At 61.3% G+C, this 20714-nt stretch carries 25 protein-coding genes; 18 read left to right on the top strand and 7 right to left on the bottom strand.

Going from position 1 to position 20714, the window contains the following annotated elements; translation table 11 throughout:
• Positions 1-221 precede the first annotated feature (221 nt).
• The 8 genes from VHE12_12180 (at position 222) to VHE12_12215 (ending at position 6742) form a co-directional block, all read left to right on the top strand.
• The gene (locus VHE12_12180; GenBank protein HVZ81537.1) at positions 222-827 is read left to right on the top strand and encodes a DUF308 domain-containing protein; all 606 of its coding nucleotides are present in this window, start codon (positions 222-224) and stop codon (positions 825-827) included.
• Positions 828-1181: 354 nt separating this feature from the next.
• A complete protein-coding gene (ppsA, locus tag VHE12_12185; GenBank protein ID HVZ81538.1) occupies positions 1182-3593 on the top strand; it encodes a phosphoenolpyruvate synthase in 2412 nt (803 codons plus the stop codon).
• A gap of 1 nt (position 3594) precedes the next feature.
• Positions 3595-4230, top strand: a complete 636-nt coding sequence (locus VHE12_12190; GenBank protein ID HVZ81539.1) for a DUF308 domain-containing protein — start codon at positions 3595-3597, stop codon at positions 4228-4230.
• A 13-nt stretch (positions 4231-4243) separates the two neighbouring features.
• Positions 4244-4588, top strand: a complete 345-nt coding sequence (locus VHE12_12195; protein ID HVZ81540.1) for a hypothetical protein — start codon at positions 4244-4246, stop codon at positions 4586-4588.
• Between the two features lie 34 nt (positions 4589-4622).
• Positions 4623-4961 carry a hypothetical protein gene (locus tag VHE12_12200; GenBank protein HVZ81541.1) on the top strand — a complete coding sequence of 113 codons (339 nt, stop codon included), beginning with the start codon at positions 4623-4625 and terminating at the stop codon, positions 4959-4961.
• A gap of 25 nt (positions 4962-4986) precedes the next feature.
• On the top strand, positions 4987-5574 hold the full coding sequence (locus VHE12_12205) for an outer membrane beta-barrel protein (protein HVZ81542.1): 588 nt from the start codon (positions 4987-4989) through the stop codon (positions 5572-5574).
• A gap of 24 nt (positions 5575-5598) precedes the next feature.
• A complete protein-coding gene (locus tag VHE12_12210) occupies positions 5599-6105 on the top strand; it encodes a cyclic nucleotide-binding domain-containing protein (protein ID HVZ81543.1) in 507 nt (168 codons plus the stop codon).
• Positions 6106-6121: 16 nt separating this feature from the next.
• On the top strand, positions 6122-6742 hold the full coding sequence (locus VHE12_12215) for a c-type cytochrome (GenBank protein HVZ81544.1): 621 nt from the start codon (positions 6122-6124) through the stop codon (positions 6740-6742).
• Positions 6743-6895: 153 nt separating this feature from the next.
• Here the strand turns inward: VHE12_12215 and VHE12_12220 are convergent, their stop codons facing one another.
• A complete protein-coding gene (locus VHE12_12220; protein ID HVZ81545.1) occupies positions 6896-7933 on the bottom strand; it encodes a zinc-dependent alcohol dehydrogenase family protein in 1038 nt (345 codons plus the stop codon).
• Between the two features lie 174 nt (positions 7934-8107).
• Here VHE12_12220 and VHE12_12225 point away from each other — a divergent pair, with 174 nt between their 5' ends.
• The 4 genes from VHE12_12225 to VHE12_12240 all read left to right on the top strand — a co-directional run bounded on the left by VHE12_12225 (position 8108) and on the right by VHE12_12240 (position 9773).
• Positions 8108-8863: an SDR family oxidoreductase gene (locus VHE12_12225; protein ID HVZ81546.1), complete on the top strand. Its 756-nt coding sequence runs from the start codon at positions 8108-8110 to the stop codon at positions 8861-8863.
• A gap of 10 nt (positions 8864-8873) precedes the next feature.
• Positions 8874-9068, top strand: a complete 195-nt coding sequence (locus VHE12_12230; protein ID HVZ81547.1) for a DUF2934 domain-containing protein — start codon at positions 8874-8876, stop codon at positions 9066-9068.
• Between the two features lie 69 nt (positions 9069-9137).
• Positions 9138-9452: a hypothetical protein gene (locus VHE12_12235; GenBank protein ID HVZ81548.1), complete on the top strand. Its 315-nt coding sequence runs from the start codon at positions 9138-9140 to the stop codon at positions 9450-9452.
• 33 nt (positions 9453-9485) lie between these two features.
• Complete coding sequence (locus VHE12_12240) at positions 9486-9773, top strand: hypothetical protein (protein ID HVZ81549.1); 288 nt, start codon at positions 9486-9488, stop codon at positions 9771-9773.
• Positions 9774-9783: 10 nt separating this feature from the next.
• Here VHE12_12240 and VHE12_12245 read toward each other — a convergent pair whose 3' ends face one another.
• The 5 genes from VHE12_12245 to hisG all read right to left on the bottom strand — a co-directional run bounded on the left by VHE12_12245 (position 9784) and on the right by hisG (position 15035).
• Entirely contained in the window at positions 9784-11433 is a 1650-nt protein-coding gene (locus VHE12_12245; protein HVZ81550.1) for a TraB/GumN family protein, read from the bottom strand.
• Positions 11434-11503: 70 nt separating this feature from the next.
• Positions 11504-12874, bottom strand: a complete 1371-nt coding sequence (locus VHE12_12250; protein ID HVZ81551.1) for a TIGR01777 family oxidoreductase — start codon at positions 12872-12874, stop codon at positions 11504-11506.
• 75 nt (positions 12875-12949) lie between these two features.
• The gene (locus tag VHE12_12255; protein ID HVZ81552.1) at positions 12950-13447 is read right to left on the bottom strand and encodes a Spy/CpxP family protein refolding chaperone; all 498 of its coding nucleotides are present in this window, start codon (positions 13445-13447) and stop codon (positions 12950-12952) included.
• 102 nt (positions 13448-13549) lie between these two features.
• Positions 13550-14050 carry a tetratricopeptide repeat protein gene (locus VHE12_12260; protein ID HVZ81553.1) on the bottom strand — a complete coding sequence of 167 codons (501 nt, stop codon included), beginning with the start codon at positions 14048-14050 and terminating at the stop codon, positions 13550-13552.
• Between the two features lie 109 nt (positions 14051-14159).
• Complete coding sequence (gene hisG / locus VHE12_12265) at positions 14160-15035, bottom strand: ATP phosphoribosyltransferase (protein HVZ81554.1); 876 nt, start codon at positions 15033-15035, stop codon at positions 14160-14162.
• Between the two features lie 263 nt (positions 15036-15298).
• Here hisG and rlmN point away from each other — a divergent pair, with 263 nt between their 5' ends.
• The 4 genes from rlmN to VHE12_12285 all read left to right on the top strand — a co-directional run bounded on the left by rlmN (position 15299) and on the right by VHE12_12285 (position 18315).
• Positions 15299-16372 (top strand): 23S rRNA (adenine(2503)-C(2))-methyltransferase RlmN, encoded by a 1074-nt coding sequence (gene rlmN / locus VHE12_12270; protein ID HVZ81555.1) that lies wholly within the window; start codon positions 15299-15301, stop codon positions 16370-16372.
• A 1-nt stretch (position 16373) separates the two neighbouring features.
• Positions 16374-17348 (top strand): PASTA domain-containing protein, encoded by a 975-nt coding sequence (locus VHE12_12275; GenBank protein HVZ81556.1) that lies wholly within the window; start codon positions 16374-16376, stop codon positions 17346-17348.
• On the top strand, positions 17341-17943 hold the full coding sequence (locus tag VHE12_12280; protein HVZ81557.1) for a hypothetical protein: 603 nt from the start codon (positions 17341-17343) through the stop codon (positions 17941-17943). The genes VHE12_12275 and VHE12_12280 overlap by 8 nt, the downstream gene beginning before the upstream one ends.
• 66 nt (positions 17944-18009) lie before the next feature.
• Entirely contained in the window at positions 18010-18315 is a 306-nt protein-coding gene (locus VHE12_12285; protein ID HVZ81558.1) for a hypothetical protein, read from the top strand.
• Positions 18316-18388: 73 nt separating this feature from the next.
• Here the strand turns inward: VHE12_12285 and VHE12_12290 are convergent, their stop codons facing one another.
• Positions 18389-19315 carry a FecR family protein gene (locus VHE12_12290; protein ID HVZ81559.1) on the bottom strand — a complete coding sequence of 309 codons (927 nt, stop codon included), beginning with the start codon at positions 19313-19315 and terminating at the stop codon, positions 18389-18391.
• Between the two features lie 96 nt (positions 19316-19411).
• Between VHE12_12290 and rpe the strand changes: the two genes are divergently transcribed.
• Both rpe and VHE12_12300 read left to right on the top strand, forming a co-directional pair.
• Entirely contained in the window at positions 19412-20077 is a 666-nt protein-coding gene (rpe, locus tag VHE12_12295; protein ID HVZ81560.1) for a ribulose-phosphate 3-epimerase, read from the top strand.
• A 126-nt stretch (positions 20078-20203) separates the two neighbouring features.
• The coding region (locus tag VHE12_12300) for a hypothetical protein (protein HVZ81561.1) at positions 20204-20714 on the top strand (511 nt) is incomplete at its 3' end.

The following is a 20714-nucleotide window of genomic DNA, read 5'->3' on the forward strand; positions in this document are numbered from 1 at the left end:
TTCATCACTTTCAAACTCCCGGAAAACGATGTAAGTCCGTCCCCTCCCACGGTCTTCCGTCCCGCATCTTCCGGTCTTCATCCGCCCGATCATCAAAATGACCGCGGGGGATTGTAAAGGTCCAATAACGGAGGGTTAATTGAATTAAGACCCGTCGAGCCCGACAACGGGGGCATCCTTTCCCCGCTCCGGGCCGGCGCCTTCGAAAAAGGAGGTCGAAAATGACCCACCATCTCAAGGCAAGATTTTGGTGGATCCTCGTGGGACGTGGGGCCCTGGGGATCCTCTTGGGAGCCGCCGCTCTCGGCTGGTTCCTCCACCTCGAACTTTCCCCCCGCAGTCCCTTCGGTTCGGCCCTTCTCATGGACCCTTTCACCACGCTGGCCGTCCTCCTTTTTTTCCTGGGCCTTTACGCCCTGACAGACGGGATCTTTTCCGTCCTGCTGGGGTTCCAGGATTTCGGGGATGGGCACCATTGGTGGGGCCTGGTCGCCTGTGGAGTGCTGACCTTGGGCCTGGGGTCCTGGGCTTGGATCCATCCCGACACCGGTGTGTTGTTCCTTTTCTATTGGATCGCCCTATGGGCCTTGATCACGGGGACGGCGGAGGTCCTCCAGGGCCTTCACAAGACGGAATATCAGGACCGTAAGAAACAGTTCCTTTTCGCAGGGCTTTGTTCCCTGGCCTTCGGCCTCGTGGTGATCCTTCTTCATGCCGGGGGGAGCTTCCTGCTCTTCCTTTACGGGGCCTATGCCCTTCTGCTGGGGATCCCCATGCTGGTCTTGGGAACAAGGCTGAGGGATCACCTCAAACGGACCGTCCATTGACCCGCAAAAAGGACCGACGGGGACGGACCCCGATGGCGATCCCCCAGCCGGGTACCGGGAAGCGATCCTATCCCCGGGGAGGGCCCAAGGATCGCCCCCGGGTAGGCCGTATCCAATGGACGCCGGCGGACCCCGCCGCGGGGGAGGATATTTGGGAGGATTGGTTCGAGGTGGAAAGCCATTGGCGGGAAGGCCTCGGCCGATGGCGCCCAAAACCCGGCCCAAAGCCTTGAGCCCTGTCGGCCCATCCCCAATATCCTTGTTTGCCTGACTTAAGTCATACCTTCCAGGAACCTACCGACCGACACTGAGATCGGAAACCCTCTTCCTTAAAGAGAGGATTCCGAGGCTCCCATGTCCGTCTGGATCAAGTGGTTCAACGAGATCGGCATCACCGATATCCCCCAAGTCGGCGGGAAGAACGCCTCTTTGGGCGAAATGGTCCGCAACCTCTCCACCGCCGGCGTGAGGGTCCCCGACGGCTTCGCCGTCACTTCCGATGCCTATTGGCGTTTCCTATCGGAGAACGGCCTGGAAGACCAACTCGAAAAGCTGGCCCAGGAAGCGGAAAAGTCCCCCCGGAAATTGAGGGCCGTCGGCATCAAGACACGCGGGTTCCTTCTGAAAGGGTCCTTCCCTTCGGAATTATCGCAGGCCATCCGGACCGCCTACCGGGGCCTCGCCCAGAAAACCGGGGAAAAGGAACCGTCCGTCGCCGTTCGTTCCTCGGCCACCGCCGAGGACCTCCCCGATGCCTCCTTCGCCGGACAACAAGAGACCTTCCTGAACATCCGGGGCGAGGAGCCGTTGCTCGCCGCCTGCCGCAAATGCTACGCCTCCCTCTTCACCGACCGGGCCATCAGCTATCGCATCGAAAAAGGCTATTCCCATAAGAAGGTCGCCCTTTCCATCGGGGTCCAACGGATGGTGCGCTCGGACATCGGGGCCTCCGGCGTGATGTTCTCCATCGATACCGACAGCGGTTTCCCCCGGGTGGCCCTCCTCAATGCGGCCTTCGGCCTGGGGGAGACGGTGGTCCAAGGTGAAGTGGACCCGGACGAATACATGGTCTTCAAACCCCTGCTCGACCAACCCGGCCTGACGCCCATCCTCGAGAAGAAAAAGGGATCCAAGAGGATCAAGCTGATCTACGGCCCCCAGGGCGGGACCCGGCTGGTCAGGACCAGCAAATCCGAGCAGGCCCGTTACGTCCTTTCCGACCCCGAGATCATGGAACTGGCCCGATGGGCGGCGCTGGTGGAAAAACATTATGGGAAGCCCATGGACATGGAATGGGCGAAGGACGGGAGAACAGGGGAACTCTTCATGGTGCAGGCCCGGCCGGAAACGGTCCAATCCCGGAAAGCCCTCGGGATCCTCAAAAGCTTCCGGCTTTTGAAGACCGGCACCCCCATCCTCACCGGGATGGCGGTCGGCGAAGGGGTGGCCGTCGGTCCGGTCTGCCGGGTCAAGAGCGCCAAGGACATCGGAAAATTCAAGGAAGGGTCCATCCTGGCGGCCGAAATGACCGACCCCGACTGGGTCCCCATCATGAAGAAGGCCAAAGGCATCGTGACCGATCACGGGGGACGCACCTGTCACGCCGCCATCGTCAGCCGGGAACTGGGGATCCCCGCCGTGGTGGGTACGGGGCGGGCCACCCGCCTCCTGAAGAACGGGCAGATGGTCACCCTCTCCTGCGCCGAAGGGCTCCAGGGTTCCATTTATCCCGGCGCTCTTCCCTTCGAGGAAAAAGAGATCCGACTGGACCAGGCTCCCAAGACCCGCACCCAGATCCTCATGAACATCGCCAGCCCCGACGCCGCCTTCCAATGGTGGCATCTGCCGGTCCAAGGCATCGGCCTGGCCCGCATGGAATTCCTGGTGAGCGAGTCCATCAAGGTCCATCCCATGGCCCTGGTGAACTTCCGGGCCCTCAAGGACAAGAAGGCGAAGGCCCTCATCGCCCGCCTCACCGAAGGTTATGCCGACAAGAAGGAATATTTCGTGGATAAGCTCTCCCGGGGGCTGGCCCAGATCGCCGCCACCCAATACCCCAAACCCGTCATCGTGCGCCTCAGCGACTTCAAGACCAACGAATACGCCAACCTGGTCGGCGGCGCGGCCTTTGAACCGAAGGAAGAGAACCCCATGATCGGCTGGCGGGGGGCATCGCGCTATTACTCCCCCGGTTACCAGCCCGGTTTCGAACTGGAATGCGCGGCCCTGAAGCGGGCCCGGGAGACCTTGGGGCTCGACAACATCGTGGTCATGGTCCCCTTTTGCCGCACGCTGGGCGAGGCGGATAAGGTGCTCGCCGTCATGGCCACCCAAGGCCTGAAACGGGGAGAGAAGGGCCTGCAGGTCTACATGATGTGCGAGATCCCCGCCAACGTGATCCTGGCCGAGGAATTCGCGGAACGTTTCGACGGCTTCTCCATCGGCTCCAATGACCTGACCCAATTGACCCTGGGGGTGGACCGGGACTCGGGCATCCTCACCAAACTCTTCGATGAACGGGACGAAGCGGTGACCCGCTCCATCGCCGAGGTGATCCGCCGGGCCAAGGCCTCCGGCGCCAAGATCGGCATCTGCGGACAGGCCCCCAGCGACCATCCCGAATTCGCGGCCTTCCTGGTGCGCTGCGGGATCGATTCCATCTCCCTCAACCCCGATTCGGTGCTCAAAGGGCTGGAGACCGTGGCGGCCCAAGAGGCCGGGACGGCCCGGGCACCCGTTCCCCAACCTCAGTCCCAGGAGGCGTGACATGCGGCACCACATCATGGCGAAATTCTGGTGGATCCTCTCCGGACGGGGCGTCTTAGGCATCCTCTTCGGGGCCGGTTCCCTGTTCTGGGCGGTCCGCCTCGAGGAAGGTCCCAACGATCTTTTCGGGCTTTCCATCTTCCTCAGGCCCGTCTCCATCCTGGCGACCCTGTTGCTCATGCTGGGCTGTTACGCCTTCCTGGACGGCCTTTTTTCCTTGGTCCTCGGAGCCCAGGACTTCGGCGGCGGGAAGCGGTGGAACAGCCTGCTGGTCGAGGGGTCCCTCAGCATCGCCTTGGGGATCTGGACCTGGATCCAACCGGAGAAGGGGGCCCTGGTGCTCTTCTACTGGATCGCGTCCTGGTCGCTCCTGACCGGGGCCCTGGAGATCCACCAATCCCTCGACCTGACCGAATACAGGGACCGCAAAAGGTCCTTGTTGATGGCCGGGGCCGTGTCGATGCTCTACGGAACCTCCATTTTCCTGTTCCACCCCAGCGGCATCCGGTTGGTGGTGCTGACCGGGCTCTTCGCCCTGCTGTTCGGGATCCCGCTTTTGGTCCTTGGACTGCGGCTCCGGCGCTTCACCCACGGAAAATACCAACCGGGGGCGCACCGGCCCGTTCCGGAACGTTGAAAGGAGGACCGTCATGACCGGCCAAGACAAGGAAGCGAAAAAGGACCGTTCCCTGGTCTCCGAGGTGATCTCCAAGATCTTCGAGGTCCTCGCCACCCTGCGCCTTTTGATCGGGCAGGTCCAGGACCATTGGGACGACCAAGTGGAAAATTTCCTGAGGCGGATCGGCGTCCTGCTCCTCCTTTACCTATGGATCTCCTTGGGCCTCCTTTTCATGGTCCTGGGGATCTTCGACGGCCTCATCGAATATGCCAAGGTCCCCCAACCTCTCGTCCTGTTGGTCGGGGGGCTCCTGGTGCTCTTGACGTCCGTGATCCTCCTGCAGTCAACCCGGCTCAGGAGAAAAAGGAACCGTTGAGGACCCATCACCCAAAAACCGAAAGGAGCCTGTCATGGCACTCAAGGAAAAGTTGAAGGAAGCGAAGGAAAAATTCTCCGATCCGGCGGAGATCCGGAAGATCCGGGAAAAGATCGAAAAGGTCCTGAAGGAGGGTAAAGCGACCTTGATCGAGCTCGAGAAGAAATACAACACCCCGGAGAACCGGGCCAAGGTCGAGGCCAAGATCAAGGAAGGCCGGGCGAAGATCCTCAAGGCCAAGGAGGAATTCAAGAAGCGGCAAAAACAAGCGGTGGATTACACCCAAAAGAACCCCGAGAAGGCCTTGGTGGCCGCCCTGGCGGCCGGTGCGGTGGCCGGGGCCCTTTGGAAGACCTTCCACCGTAAAAAGTAGTCTCCCTCCCGAAAGGAGGCCCGTCATGAGGAAGTTATTCCTGCTGTTCCCTTTCATTCTCGCCCTGGCCGGCCCGGTCCGGCCCGCCGATCCCATGCCCGAGAACCAACGTTGGATCGAGGCCATCGACGGGGGTTTCATCTTCCCGGTCAGTTCGGCCGCCGGCCGGGACTATGACCGGGGGGTGGGAGGGGACATCCTGATCGGCTACCGTTTCGACCGGTCCTTCAGCCTTTCCGCCGACCTGGGCTATTACGACTGCGACCAGAAAGGGACGGGGGCTTCGGCCGGGGAATGGATCTATGTTCCCATGCTGGCGGTGGCCCGTTGGACCTTCGGAGATGGCTGGGTCCGGCCCTATGCCCTGGCCGGGGCCGGCGTGGCCGTCAACAACTACAACCTCACCCAGGGCGTTTGGGGCCACGTTTCCAACCGGGAAACGAACCTACTGCTCGCGCCCGGGGCGGGGGCGCTCTTCATCATCGCCCCCGGCACCGCCCTTTATCTCCAGGCCCGTTTGGACCTGAACTTCACCACGCCCGGCGGCCCTTGGACCGACAATCCTTCCCTTTTCATGCCGGTCAAGGGCGGCTTGAGCCTTTTCGTCCTGTGAACTGACCCAAAAAGGAGGAACCCCATGTTGACCATCGTCAAAAGGCTCCAGCAACATCCCTTCCTGCGGCAGGTCTCCGCCGAGAACATCCTGACACTGGCCGAGGCCACCCACCCGGTGGTCTTCCAGCCCGGTGAATGGATCGTTCGGCAAGGCCGAAAAGCCAGGTCCCTCTATCTCATCGAAAAGGGTGTGGTCGAACTGGGCCTTTTGACGAAAGGACCCGGGACCCCCTTGGTCATCTCCCACATCCACAAGGGGGGCAGCCTGGGCTGGTCCTGGGCCTTCCCGCCTTTCAAATGGAAATTCGACGCGCGGGCCAAGACCCGGGTGGAAGCCTTGGCCTTGGACGGACGCCCGGTCATGGACAAATGTGGCCTTTATCCCCTGTTGGGCTATGAGGTCATGAAGAAATTGGCCGAATCCCTTGCCAAGCGCCTGGAGGGCACCCGGCATCAGCTCGTCCATATGGCGCGAAAGCATCCGGATCTTCCGCCCGCGATCCTTTATTACCCATCCCCCATCGTGTGATCCAAAGGAGGCCGCCATGAAAAAGTATTTTGTCCCTCTCCTCCTCGCCGGAGCCTTGGCCGCCCTGGTCCAGGGCCGGGCCATCATGGACCTGAACCCCGGGCTCTCCCCCACCCCCACCGCCACCCCGGAGGACCCCAAGGTCGTCCAGGGCCGGCGCCTCTACACCCAACTGAATTGTTCCTATTGCCACCGGATCCAAGGGGTCGGCGGCAGGGTCGGTCCCGCGCTGGACAATGTGGGGTTCCGGCGGGTGCCCGAATGGCTTTTCGCCCATTTCCGGGAACCCCAAAAAACGGTCGCCGATTCGAAGATGGTCCAGATCCCTATTTCCGATCAACAGGCCCTGGCCCTCACCGCCTATCTCCGGACCCTGGGCGGACGGACCTTCAGCCCGGAAGCGCCGGTGCTTTTCAAGGAACACTGTTCCTCATGCCATTCCATGGAGCCTGGCAATGGGGATCATCCCCTGGAACTCGGCGCCGAGGGACGCTACCGGGACCTCGACTTCATCCGGAACTACATCCGCAACCCGCGCAAGATGAACCCCAAGGCCCTGATGAAGCCCTACGAAAAGGTCCTGACCCAAGCCCAGGTCCATGACCTGGCGGTCTATATCTTCCACGGGGGGCAATGAACCTTCACCGGTCCATAGCCCCGGGTGGAGTCGCCCGTCGCATCGGGAGCCTTCCGCCATCCACGATGACCAGGGCCCCCGTCCTATAGGCCGAGGTGTCGGACGCCAGGAATTGGGCGACCTTCTTGGACCGACCACATCCCTCAAGCCCCATCAGGCTTTCAAGACCACCTTCAAGGCCTTTTCCTTGGCGGCGTTGCCGAAGATCTCGTAGGCCGCGAGGATGTCGGACAAGGCGAACTGATGGGTCCCCATCTTTTTCGCGTCCAACTTCCCCGACCGCAATACCTTCAAGAGCATGGGCGTGGTCTCCGTATCCACCAAGCGGGTCGTGAGCGTGATGTTCCGGTCCCAAAGGGATTCCAGGTGCAGGGGCGCCGGCTTCCCATGGACCCCGATGTTGGCGATGTGGCCGCCGGGGGCGATGATGGCCTGGCAGGTCTCGATGGCGGAGGGCACTCCCACGGCCTCGATAGCCACGTCCACCCCCTCGCCTCCCGTGATCGCCCGCACCTTCTCCTCCACTTTTTCCTTCTCGAAATTCACCGTATGGGTGGCCCCAAAGGCCTTGGCCACGGCGAGCCGGTTGTCGTCCCGGTCGATCAGGACCAGGAGCGCCGGGGAATAGAATTGGGCGGTCAAAAGGGCCGCCAGCCCGATGGGGCCGGCCCCCACGATGGCCACTGTATCCCCGGGCTTCACCTGGCCGTTCAGCACCCCACACTCGAAACCCGTCGGGAAAATGTCCGAGAGCATCACCAAGGCGTCCTCATCGACCCCGGCCGGGGCCGGATAGAGGCTGTTGTCCGCGTGGGGGATCCGGACATATTCGGCTTGGGTGCCGTCGATCTTGTTCCCCAGGATCCATCCGCCGTCGCGGCAGTGGGAATACATCCCCTTCTTGCACTTGTCGCAACGCCCGCAGGAGGTGATGCAGGAGATGAGGACCTTGTCCCCCGCCTTGAAGTTGCGGACCCCCGTCCCGACCGATTCCACGATCCCGACGCCCTCATGCCCCAGGATCCGCCCGTCGGTCACGGTCGGGACGTCGCCCTTGAGGATGTGCAGGTCGGTGCCGCAGATGGTGGAGGTGGTGATCCGGACGACAGCATCCGTCGCTTCCCGGACCACCGGTTTGGGCTTTTCTTCCCAGGATTTTTTCCCGGGCCCGTGGTAAACCAGCGCTTTCATCACCCCTGTTTTTTTCGCTTCCTGTGTCATCGTTGCCATGATCCCCTCCTGCTTTTCGTGAACTTGGTTCCTTGTCTTAAGAATGGCCCTATTTCACGCAAGAAGGTATGACCCCGGTCATTCACTCCGTCCCCCACCGGACCTAGGATTAAATCGAGGGAAAGAAGGTGTCCCATGGGACTCTTCGACGGCAAGGTGGCGTTGGTGACGGGGGCCGGATCGGGCATCGGTCGGGCTTGTGCCCTTCTTTTCGCCCAGGAGGGCGCCAAGGTCGTGGTCTCCAACCGCCGGGAACAGAACGGCAAGGAGACCATCCGGCGCATCTACCAGGAAGGCGGCGAGGCCGTTTATATCCACGCCGACGTCTCCAAACCCGCCGAAGTGGAAACTTTGGTAAAGGAAACGGTCAAGACCTTCGGCCGGCTGGACATGGCCCTCAACAACGCGGGCATCGCGGGTGAGCTGGCCCCGACCGCGGACCAAACCCTCCGGAATTGGGATGAGGTGATCGCCATCAACCTGTCCGGTGTTTTCTACTGCATGAAATACGAGATCCCCGCCCTTCTGAAGGCCGGGGGCGGGGCCATCGTGAACATGGCCTCCATCCTCGGCCAGGTGGGGTTCGCCGGAGCCCCCGCCTACGTGGCCGCCAAGCACGGGGTCCTCGGACTGACGAAGAACGCGGCCTTGGAATACGGCGCCCGGAACATCCGGGTGAACGCCGTGGGCCCCGCCTTCATCGAGACCCCCATGATCGCCCCCGTCACCTCGGACCAAGCCGCCCGGGACGGGATCGTGGGCCTTCATCCCATGGCCCGATTGGGCCAGCCATCGGAGGTGGCCGAATTGGTCGCCTTCCTCTGTTCCACCAAAGCATCCTTCATCACCGGGGCCTATTACCCGGTGGATGGGGGCTATCTGGCCCGATAAGGAGGAGGTCATGAAAAAGACGAAGGGGAAAAAAGCGCATGAAGATATGAAGCCCGAAACCCGGGCGGAGATGGAGGAAACCCTCCGTAAGGCCGCCTATTACCGGTGGCTGGAACGGGGCGCGCCCCTGGGGGACGATCTGAATGACTGGTATGAGGTCGAGAACCGTTGGCGGGACAATATCGTCCCGGCCAACAACAACTGAGGATCACCCATGGAATACAGCAAGGGACCAGGACCCAAGACGGCCGATCTCCTGGAAGGAGGCTCTTCGATGCCCATCTTGAGCGATATGAAGTGGCGGATGGCGAAATGGCTTTGGACCGCGCCCGATGATATGCCCCTCTCGGACCCGGAATACGCCGAATGGATCAAACCTCCGGGACAACCGGTGAAGAACAAGACCTGGCGGGTCTATAAGACCGGGCGCGGGGCCAAGGCGGCTTCGCCCAAACGTATCGACGAGTTCCACCACCGGGGGAGCTACGAACGGCACGAGATCTCGGAACGCCATACGCCCAAAGCGGTCATGACCTTCAGGGGAAAGGGCTCCAAGGTCGAGCGCCGGGGCAAAAAGAGGGGTAAATGACCGGGAACCCCTGAACGGGGCGGGAGGTGACACATGACCATAATCCAACATTCAAAACCAGCCTGGGTCAGCGATTCGGACCCCTCCAGCGAGGTTTCCATGGACCTCCGGCGCTACCTGCGCCACGGCATGGAACCGCTTCCGGACATCGAGGCCGTCCTCCAGGAACTGCGTCCCTGCCAGGTCTTCCATTTGAGGACCGAACGGGAACCGATCCTGCTTTATCCGATGTTCATGCGGATGAACTTCGAGCGCTTTTCGAATGGATCCGCGGACGGCTGGGACGTTTATTTAAGGAAATGCCCGGCCGGGAAGGTCTGACCGCTCTTTCTCACAGTTGATCGACGCGGTATCCCTTGGCCTTGAGCAGTCTGGGGACCCCGTCGTCCCCCACTAAGTGCCCCGACCCTACCACCACGAAATAGACGGCCCGGGTCCCCAGCATGCGTTCGAACTGGGGCACCCACTTTTGGTTGCGGTCCACGATGATCTTGTCCATTTCCCGTTTCTCAGGGGGCGAAATGTCCCGGTTCATGAGCGCCTCCAGCCCCGCCGTGTCCCCCGTCTTCCAGAGCCTGAGGGCCTGGTTGAGGAACTTCAGCGCATTGTGCTCGCTCAGGACCGATCCGATCAGGTTATAGACCTGGTCGTGGTCGCTGAGGCTGGCGAGTTCCTCCAGGGGCTTCCACCAGAACTCCATGCCGAAGACCGGTTTTTTGTCCACCTGGGCCCGGCGGTAGAAGATCTGGTCGATTCCCATGCCATGGTCCAGGCCCTCCTTCTGCAGGGCCAGGTCATCGAGGACCATCCCCAGCAGGATCGGCTTCATCCGCACCGCCTTTTCCTCTTCAAGACCGTCCATGACCAGGATGCTTTGGACCGCGTTCCATTCCCCGGGTTCCAGGTGTTTCAGGAGGTTGTCCTCCGGCGGATAGACGAAATGCTTCTTCATATAGGCGGCCTGCTCGGCCTGGTTCTTCTCGTCCTGGGAGATGTCGTATTCAAAACCCACGAAGTTGGCCGAACGGTAGCACCGGTCGATGGCGTCCGGGAGCAGCAGGGGGCTTTCGGGCCGTATATGGATGGACCCCAGCAGATAGACGGTGGCGGTGGGGCTTTGGACCCGCCAAAGGAAGTGTTTGGTCCCGGGCATCTCCGATTCGGCGGGAAGCACCTGGTAATCCTGGCCCGGGGGCAGGACCTTCCCCTCGTGGGCCATATGGAGCTCGTAATTGGAGAGTGCGAACCGGAAGCGCACCTCGTGCGCGTCCGAATGGGTCACGACGGTGAAATCCGTGGGAACTTGGAGACCCTGCAACCGCCCATACTTGATCTCGCAGGCCACCTCCCCTTCCTTTTTGTGGCCCGAGACCTCGATGATCTCCAGCCGGTCCAGCAGCGGGCCCTTGGCCGTGGCCATGAAGGACAACTTCATGGTCACCTTATCGGTGGCGCTGTCCCATTCGACCCTTTCGGCCATCCCTTTCGGGTCGAACCAAAGGGTGTAGGCGCCGTCCGAACCGGTCCCGGTCACCTGGAAGGCCTGGTCCGGGTCCCTTGAAAAACGGTAGGAATAGACATCGGTCTCGAACAAGGGTTGGGTCGTGAACATGCCCCACAATTTGACGAAGTTGTAGGAAAGGTTCGAGAGATTGGCCAGCTTCTTGACGGTGTAGGCCGTTTCCCCCGGTTTTTGCATGGGGGACATGACCGGCATGGTCCCGTTCCCCAGATAAGAAAAATGGAACGGGAGACCGGATTCACCCGGCTTAGGAGCGGCGCCATCCACCGAAATATCGCAGGTCACGTCGGCCTGGAGGCTGGAGAGTCCTTCCCGGGCGAGGGAATAGTAATAAAGGTTCATCTTGTCGAGGAATTCGAGGACCTTCGGGTCGGTGTCGGCGGGACAAGATGGAACGCCCAAGGACCAAAGACCCAGGATCAAAAGAAGGCGTCTTCCCGTGGGCATTTTCATGGGCATGCGGTCCGATAAGGGGAAAGATATATGACGGCTTCCCATGATAAACCCAAATTTGGATCGGGCCCCCGCCTTATCGGCCCAATTCCCATCGGAGGGCGCTTTCCAGGTCGGAATGAAGGAAAGGGAACCCGGCTTCCTGGAGCCTTTGGGGCAGGACCCTTTGACCTTCCAAAAGCAGGGCCTCCCCCATCTCCCCGAAAAGGGCCTTCACCATGAACCCGGGCAGGGGGAACAGGGTCGGACGCCCGAGGACCTTTCCCAGGACCTTCGTGAGATCCCGGTTGGTCATGGGGGTCGGCGCGACGGCATTGACCGGCCCCTGGAGGCCTTTCGCGTGGAGGGCGTAGTGGAAGATGCCCACGAGATCCTCGAGCGAGATCCAGCTCATCCATTGGCGGCCGCTGCCGATGATCCCGCCGCCGCCCATGCGGAACGGGGGAAGCATCTTGGCCAGGGCGCCCCCGAGGGGCGTGAGCACGATCCCCGTGCGGAGGTTCACCACCCGGATGCCCGCGTCCCGTGCCGGCCCACAGGCCGTTTCCCATTCCTGGCAGACGTCCGGGAGGAAACCTTGACCCGGGGCACTCTTTTCGTCCAAAGCCTCATCGCCCCGGTTGCCGTAGAAACCGATGGCCGAAGAACAGATCAAGGTTCGGGGAGGGTTCTTCAACGAGGCTAGTGTTTCCGAGAGGAACCGGGTGCCTTCCACCCGGCTCCGGCGGATGGATTCCTTGCGGGAAGCGCTCCAGCGGCCCACCCCGATGTTCTCCCCCGCCAAATGGACGACCGCATCCACCCCTTCCAGGGCGTCCTGATCCATTTCCATCCGTACCGGGTCCCAATGGACGGCCTTTTCACCGGGCCGCGGCTTGCGGCGGACCATCGGCAGGATCTCGTGCCCGCCGCAGGCGAGGAATTGGGAAAGGGCGGTCCCGACCAGGCCCGAAGCCCCGGTCATGGCGATGCGCAGGGGCTTTTGGGAGGCGAAGGGGTGGAGCCGCTCCAGGTCCTGGCGGGTGCGGTCATGCCGGAAGCGGAAGGTCCTTTCGATCTTGGAACGCAGATAGCCGGACGCCAAGGCCCCCAGGGGCCCGAAGGGCGGCTGGTATTCGATATGGTCCTTGAGGATGCTCGCCTGCGGGCCGTCGGAACGGGTTTGATGGGTATGGATCCACCGGGCGAAAGGTCCCCGGACCTGCTCATCGACGAACTGCTTCCCCTCTATATAGTCACGGTGGACCGCCGTCCATTCCAGCGCAACGGGGCCCTGGCGCACCTGAAGGACCACTTTCCCGCCGTCCTGGAGCCCTCCGGTCCTTTCCAACACATGGACCTTCTCCCAGGGTGGGGCCAGTCTTTCAAAGGCGGGTCCCTGGGTATGCCAGCGGAAAAGTTCCTCGACGGGCACTTCGATCCTGGATTCTTTCTCGAAAAGGGGCATGGGTCCATCATACCTCCTTTAAAAACAAAAAGCCGTCCCGGCCGCAAGGTCGGGACGGCTTATCGTCCGGTGTTGTTACATACCTTTGGTATCGCTCTCCTGGTCCACGCCATGGCGATGGCCCTTCATCTTCTTCATCCCCTTGGCCCGGTCCCCCATGGCCAGCACCATCTTGGCCTGCTGGGTGGGCGTCAGGATGCCCCGCATTTTGTCGGCCATCCGCTGACGGGCGGCCTGGAGGTCCTGACGGTCCTGGGAAAGGGAATCCAGGACGCTCTTGAGGTCCGAGTCGGAAGCTTTGGCATCCACCTTGTCCCGGAGGGATTTCATGTCGGCCTTCAGGCGTTCCCGCAAGGATTTGTTGGCGTCCTTCTGGCCCTGATAAAGTTCCTTCAGCTTGGAGACCTGGTCGTCGGTCAGGTCCAGTTTCTTTTGCATCATCTCCAGCTTTTTTCCACCGTCCTTCCCCCAGGAAGGATGGTCTTGGCCGCCCCCCATGGTCCCGTCCGCCAAGGCCAACCCGGCCCCCAGCATTCCCAGCAAAGCCAAACCCGAAATCAGGGTCTTTTTCATGGTCTTCCTCCGTCCATTCCATTTGTTTTGAGACTAGGGGCTTTTGTGAGCCTCGAAGGATTGGACGAACGGGCGGGAAAAAAGTGACGGAGAACGGCGGGACTATTCGGCGATGTACTTGCCGATGTGGACCTCGTTGGCGAGGGCCCCTTCCACGTATTCCTTGGCCAGTTTGGCCTTGGGTGAATCGGACGGAGCCAGCTCCACGTACTTGCGCCAGCACTCGACGGCCTTGTCCTTGTGGCCTCGGTTGTAATAGATGCCGCCCATGGCGAAATGCACGTCGATGTGGTCCGGGTCCAGTTCGAAGACCCGTTCGTACTCGACCAAAGCTTCTTCCCACCACATCTTGGCGTAATAGGCGTTGCCCAGGTGGAAATGGGCGCTGGGATGGTCGGGCCTTAGGGAAACCGCCTTGGTGCATTCCTTGATGGCGTCGTCGTAACGGCCCGATTTGAAGTAAAGGATGCCCAGGTTCAACTGGGAGGGGAAATAGGCGGGATCGGCCTGGATGGCCTGATGATAAAGCTCCTCGGCACCGGCCAAGTCCTGGTTCCGGTAGAGGCTCACCGCTTCTTTATTGAGTTCCTCGGCTGAAGACATTCCCACCTCAAGCGACGGAAAGAATGGACCGCGAAGTCGCGAAGAAACGAATGAAACCTGGCCTATCGCCTTGTACGGTCCGATCCGCTCCCTCGTGGTGAACGGTCTTTTAGGGGATGACCTTATTCAGGGGATATTCCACGATGCCTTCGGCACCCGCGTCCTTGAGCTTGGGGATCATGCCCCGGACCGTTTTCTCGTCCACCACCGTGTCCACGTCCACCCAATCCTTGTCGTGCAGGGCCGCGACCGTGGGCGAATTCATCGAGGGGAGGACCTTCAGGACCGCGTCCAGCTTAGCCCGGGGAACGTTCATCTTGAGGCCCACCTTCTCCTCGGCCGCCAGGGCCCCTTTTAATAGGAGGACCATGTCCTCGATCTTCTTTTTCTTCCAAGGGTCGCCCCAGGCCGCCTGGTTGGCGATGACCAGGGTATTGGATTCCATCAGGGTCTCCAGGATGACCAGGTTGTTGGCCCGTAACGACGAACCGCTCTCGGTCACCTCGATGATGGCGTCCGCCAGCTCGGGCGGCTTGGCCTCGGTGGCGCCCCAGGAGAATTCCACATGGGCTTTGACCCCGTTCTTCTTGAGGTATTGCTTGGAGACGTTCACCAGTTCGGTGGCGATCTTCTTGCCTTCCAGGTCCTTGACCGACTTGATGGGGGAATTAGCGGGGGCCGCCAGCACCCAGCGCACGGGCCGAAGGCCCGCCTTGGCGTAGATGAGCTCGGCCACTTCCTGGACCTGGGAGCCGTTCTCCATCACCCAGTCCCGGCCGGTCAACCCCACGTCCAGCGTCCCATCCTCGACGTAGCGGCTCATTTCCTGGGCGCGGATCAGCATGGCCTTCATCTCGGGATCGTCGATGTTCGGGAAATAAGAACGGGAGGTCGAGGAGATCTTGAAGCCAGCCTTGGCGAAAAGATGGAAGGTGGATTCCTGGAGACTGCCTTTGGGAAGCCCCAGCTTGAGCACGTTGGACATGGTATTTCCTTTGAGAGGTCCGCATTGACCGCGAAGAATAAGAAGGGCGCCCCGAAAGACCTGGATGCCGGGAAAAAGACCTGGCCCAAACGGCCCGCTTCGTGGACTTCGCGCCTTCGTGGTCCGAACATCCTGGGTTGAAATCGTGCTTATTTAACAACCCGTCTTTGCCTTTGGCAAGGCCCGGTTTATGCCTTTAAAGGGTTTTTGAAAAGGGCTAGACTACCCGCTCCAAAAAAGGGGAAACTTTAGTCGTGGAAAAGATGATCCACCTTTACGAATACACGCGCGATGAACTGACCCGAATGTTCACCGATTGGGGACAGCCCCGCCACGTCGGGGCCCAGGTCTTCCAATGGCTCCACCGGAAGAGGACCGGAACCTTCTCCGAGATGACCGACCTGTCCAAGGAATTCCGGGAACAACTGGCCCAGCGCGCTTCCCTCTCCTCCTTGGTGCTCCACACGCGCCAAGCCTCCCAGGACGGCACCGTCAAGTACCTTTGGAAGGTCCCCGGCGAGGAAGGCTCGGCCGACGCCTTCGTCGAGAGCGTGCTCATCCCCATGGCCCGCGACGAAGAGGGCAATCCCGGCCGTTTCACCGCCTGCCTTTCCACCCAGGCGGGCTGCAAGATGAAGTGCACCTTCTGCGCCACCGGGGTGCCCAAGTTCCAGCGGGACCTGACCGCCGCCCAGATCGTGGCCCAGATCCTGGGCATGGAACGCGATTCGGGGGTAAGGTTCAACAACGTGGTGGTCATGGGCATGGGCGAGCCCATGGACAATTACGAGAACACCGAGAAGGCCATGCGCATCCTCCACGAGCCCGAGGGGCTCAACCTGGGGCGGCGCCGCATCACCCTTTCCACCTCGGGACTCATCGAGAAGATCGAGCGTTTCACCAAGGACGACTGGCCGGTCTCCCTGGCGGTGTCGCTCCACAGCGCCGACGACGAGATCCGCAGCCGCCTCATGCCCATCAACCGCTCCAACCCCCTGGACCGGCTCTGGAAGGCCATGCGCAAATACACCTATGCCCGCCGCCTGCCGGTCACCCTGGAATACATCCTCTTGAAGGGGGTCAACGACCGGCCCGCGGACGCCCAAAAGCTGGCTTCCTACTGCAAGGACCTGCTCTGCAAGGTGAACCTTATCCGTTACAATCCGGTGCCCACCCTGCCCTTCGAGGCCCCCGAGGAAAGCGACGTGGAGGCCTTCAAGGGGATGCTCAAGGCCAAAAAGATGCGGGTTTTCCTGAGGGAGCGCAAGGGCGTGGACATCGCCGCCGCCTGCGGCCAACTGGGGTTCGAGAACACCACGTCCCTGGGAAAGGCCTGAGATGACCTGGCTCGAAAACCGATTCCAACTCCCGCCCGAAGAAAGGAAATTGACCCTCCGGGCCCTCCGCCTGCTGGGGCTCTTTACCCTGGTGATGTTCCTGGCCGCCTCCGCGGCCAAGCTCTACACCCAGTTCCATCAGCCCCTCATCGTGCCCAAGGTCATCGGGATGGACCAGTCCCAGGCCCAAAGCGCCCTTTCGGCCAAGGGCCTCACCGCCAAGGTCATCAAGAGCATCTACGACGAGCACGTTCCCAAGGGCCTGGTCTGTTTCCAGAACCCCAAGGCCAATTCTTATATGAAGCGGGGACAAGCGGTGGAACTGGTCCTGAGTAAGGGCAACCCCATGGTGAAGGTGCCGGCCCTGTCCGGCATGTCCTTGCCCCAGGCCGTGATCGCCCTGGCCGGGGCCCATCTGCGGTTGGGCAAGGAGTCGCTCATGAACTCCCCGGAAGCCCGTGACCAGGTGCTGGGACAATACCCGGCGCCGGGCGAGGTGGTGGACTCCTATACGAACGTCAACGCCCTGGTCTCCAACGGGATCCCGGACCCGGCCTATGTGATGCCCAACCTGGAGAAGAAACCCCTGGAGCGGGCCTTCAAGATCCTCCGGCCGGCCGGCATCATCATCGACAAGATCACCACCGAGGTTCACGACGATATGGAGACGGAGATCATCCTGTCCCAGACCCCCGCCCCCGGGACCAAGGTCCAACGCAAGGGCATGGTCTCCTTCGTCATCAGCGGCAAGAGCGATGCCGGAACGCCCCGCTACGCCAAGGTGGCCTTCGACATGCCCGAGGGGAGCCCCAAACGGCTCCAGATCGACATCCTGGACATCTCGGGGACGAGGACCATCTACAACCGCATGGAGTCGCCCAAGGACCACGTGGAGCTCGGTGTCAGCGTCAAGGGCAAGGCCAGCGCCCAGATCTACCTGAACCAGGAATTCGTCAAAGAGATCCCCATTGAATAGGTCCCGCCTCTTCTCTTTCGCCTTTCTCTTGGCCGCCTTTTCAACTGTCCAGCCGTCCCACGCCCAATCCGCCGTGAAACGCGGGTTGGAATCCATGGACTTCCGCCCCGAAACTTCCGGCGAAGGGCTCTTGGGTCCCAGTGTTCCCCAAACGGAAGCCTTTTACGCGCTGCGGCCGCCCGCCGGTTGGCGGAAAAAGACCTACAAGGGCGCGGACAGGTCCCTTCAGTTCCCGCTCTCCTTCCAGGACCCCAAGAACGCCGATTCCCTGACCATCGGCCTCATCCAAGGGGGACCGGCCGTCCTGACCTTGGAAAGCCTCAGCCGGTTCCGGGGTGACTACCTGGGAGCGGTCCGGAAGAAAGGCATGGGCCGGATCATCGGGACCGATATGTTCCGGTTCCGGAACTACGTCTGCCTTCAACTACTGGCCGAGCGGGGGCGGGATGTGGTGCTCCAACTGCTGGTCTTCGACCAACCGGGGTCCTTCCTCCAAGTGGCCTATTCCTTGGACAAGGACCATTACCATGAGAAGGCCAGGACCTTGGAAGCCTCCATCGCCTCCCTGGAGTGGCCCATCTTTCCTGACAAATAATCCCTACCGTTCCCCGGGTCCGCTCCTATAATGACGTCGTCTCGGAAACCCCTGAACGGAGGAAGCATGAAAAAGACCTTTCGGATGCTCGCCTGCCTCGCCTTTTTGTCCATTTCCCTGGACGGTTGCATGACCCTGGAACATACGGTGGGGAACGGCGGCTCGGGCTCTCAGGTCACCGCCAACCGCCAATGGTACATCCTCTGGGGTTTGGTGCCCTTGAACCAAGTGGACGGCGAGAAGATGGCGCTGGAAAAGGGCCTGACCAACAACTACACGGTCAAGTCCCAGATGTCCTTCATCGACGTGCTCCTGAACATCATCACCGGCACGGTCTCGGTCTACGGGCAGACGGTCAGCGTCTCCAAGTAAACCTGCCTCTTCGCAAAACAAAAAAGCCCGGCCAAAAGCCGGGCTTTTTTGTTTCCGGAAGGTTCGGGCTCTATCAGTCCTTCTTCAGCTTCCTCAAGTTCCGCTCACGCTCCTCGGCCGCCTTCTCCCTCAGCCTCTCCCGGTTCCCGACCGCATCGACCCGCGAGTGGACCGACTCGTCCAGGATCCGGCGGCGGTCTCTCAGGTTGCCCTCCCGCATGATCCGCCGCAGGATCATGAACCGGTCGCGGGCCCGCACCTGGTCCAGCCCTTCCCACAATTGGTCCCGTTCGGGCTTGTCGAGCGACTCGAAGGACCGCAAGGCCTGTTCCCTTTCCTTCTGGCGGCGGACCGCTAGGTCCCGGAACCTCTTCCAATTCTGGTAACGTTCCCGCTCCCGGTCGGTGACGAGCCGTTGCCGGAGGAATTCCTTCCGGTCCCCGTCGAACTCCGAGTGATGGTCCGCGTCCACCATCCGGGACTGGGGGCCGTTCTTCATCTCCACCGAGCCCTCAAAGGTGCTGTCCGTGACCTGGCTGCCTTCCACCGAGACCTCGAAGGCGGTCCCGCGCACGCCGCAAACCACGCCTCCCGCCTCGATCTCGAAGGACGAGTGGCTGGTCGCCAATTTCTCCACCTGGGAAAGGATCTTTCCGAAGGACAGCTTTAAGCGGCTCAGGAAGCCGGAAGTCCCCTTTTTCACCAGTTTCCCCACCGTGACCTGGCTTTTCTCGCCGATCTGGGTCATGGTCATGGTATTGAGCACGAGGGAAACCTTGGAGTCGGGACCCGTCAGGATCGTGTCCCCTTCCAGCACGACCTGGTCCTCCTTGGCGTCCTCCAGGACCGTGACGCCTTTCGAGCGCACCTGGACCTTGCCTTGGATGCTATCCAGGATGTATTGGGCGGGGAAACGGGAAGCGGTGTCCGTGTGGGTGTCCGCCAGGATGCGGACCGGGAGCCCGAGGAGGATGCCGAGAAGAATGGAGCGAAGGAACATGGCAACATTCTAGGCTTGGCCCGACCGGTTGGACAGACCCTAGGTTATAAGGTCGTTTTTGTTTAATATGAACGGACTTTCAAAGGAAGAGGCGTCATGAAACCCATCAAGGTCTCCGCATCCATCCTTTCCGCCGATTTCGGCAATCTTTTGGACGCCTGCCGCAAAGCCGAGGCCGCGGGCGTGGACATGCTCCACATGGACGTCATGGACGGCCACTTCGTGCCCAACATCACCTTCGGGGCCCCGGTCCTGGCCTCCCTCAAGGGCAAGGTCAAGGTCCCCATGGACGCCCACCTCATGATCGAGAACGCGGACAAGTACATCCCCGACTTCATCAAGGCGGGCGCCGGTTACATCCTCTTCCACGCCGAGGCCATCGAGAACCCGGTCTCCACCATCCACCTCATCCGCCAGGACGGCTGCAAGGCCGGCATGGTCCTGAACCCGGGCACTTCCGAGGAGGTGATCAAGCCCTTCGTGAAGGACCTGGACTACGTGCTCTTCATGTCCGTTTGGCCCGGTTTTTCCGGCCAATCTTTCATCCCGGATGTGGTGCCCAAGATCGCCCGCTTCTCAAAATGGTGCGGGGAGCAGGGTTTCTCGCCCGAGATCGCGGTGGACGGGGGCATCTCCCCCAAAACGGCGCCCCAGGTGGTCGAGGCCGGGGCCAACCTCCTCATCGCCGCCACCGCCATCTTCAAGGCGCCCGACATGGCCGAGGCGGTGCGCCAGCTCAAGACCGCCGGGAACAAGAACTAAAGAATGTTTTACCGCGAAGACGCGAAGACCGCGAAAAAGGGCCATCTCATTATCGATCACAAAAACTTCTCAAATGAACTTTCAAGGTTCCTCTTCGCCCCCTTCGTTTCTTCGTGGTGGATCCTCTTGGGTGTCCTTCTGATTTCCGGCTGCGCGACGGAACCTTCGGTCAAGCCCGGCGCCGGATCCACTCCCACGGACCCCATGGAGGCCATGCTTTCCAGGGCCGCCAGCCAGTTCGCCGCGCCCAATGGCCCCAAAGACCTGGACTTGATGGACAAGGCGGACGTGGAATGGCGCCCCGACAAGGGCCTCCGGGTCAAGATCCACCTGCTTTACGCCACCCGGGTCAAACCGGACCATCCCCTGCCCCTGCTCGCCACCATCAACAAGGACTCCCAGGTCCTGAACGTGGATACCCTCAAGCTCTACCACATGGACGACACCGGGAACTTCAAGCCGGTGGATCCCCAACCCCGGGCCCAATGGGTCCCGCCCCTGGAGAACCTGCCCAAGAGCCTTTCCTCCATCACCTCCTTGAAGCTGCCCGACCTGGAAGCGGGGGAAGCCTTGGAGATCGGTTACACCCTCGAGAACAGGATCTCTTCCCTGCTGGTGGACAAGGACATCCACGATA

The sequence above is a fragment of the bacterium genome (assembly GCA_035549195.1).
Classification (GTDB): domain Bacteria; phylum Oederibacteriota; class Muellerivitia; order Muellerivitales; family Muellerivitaceae; genus DASZRK01.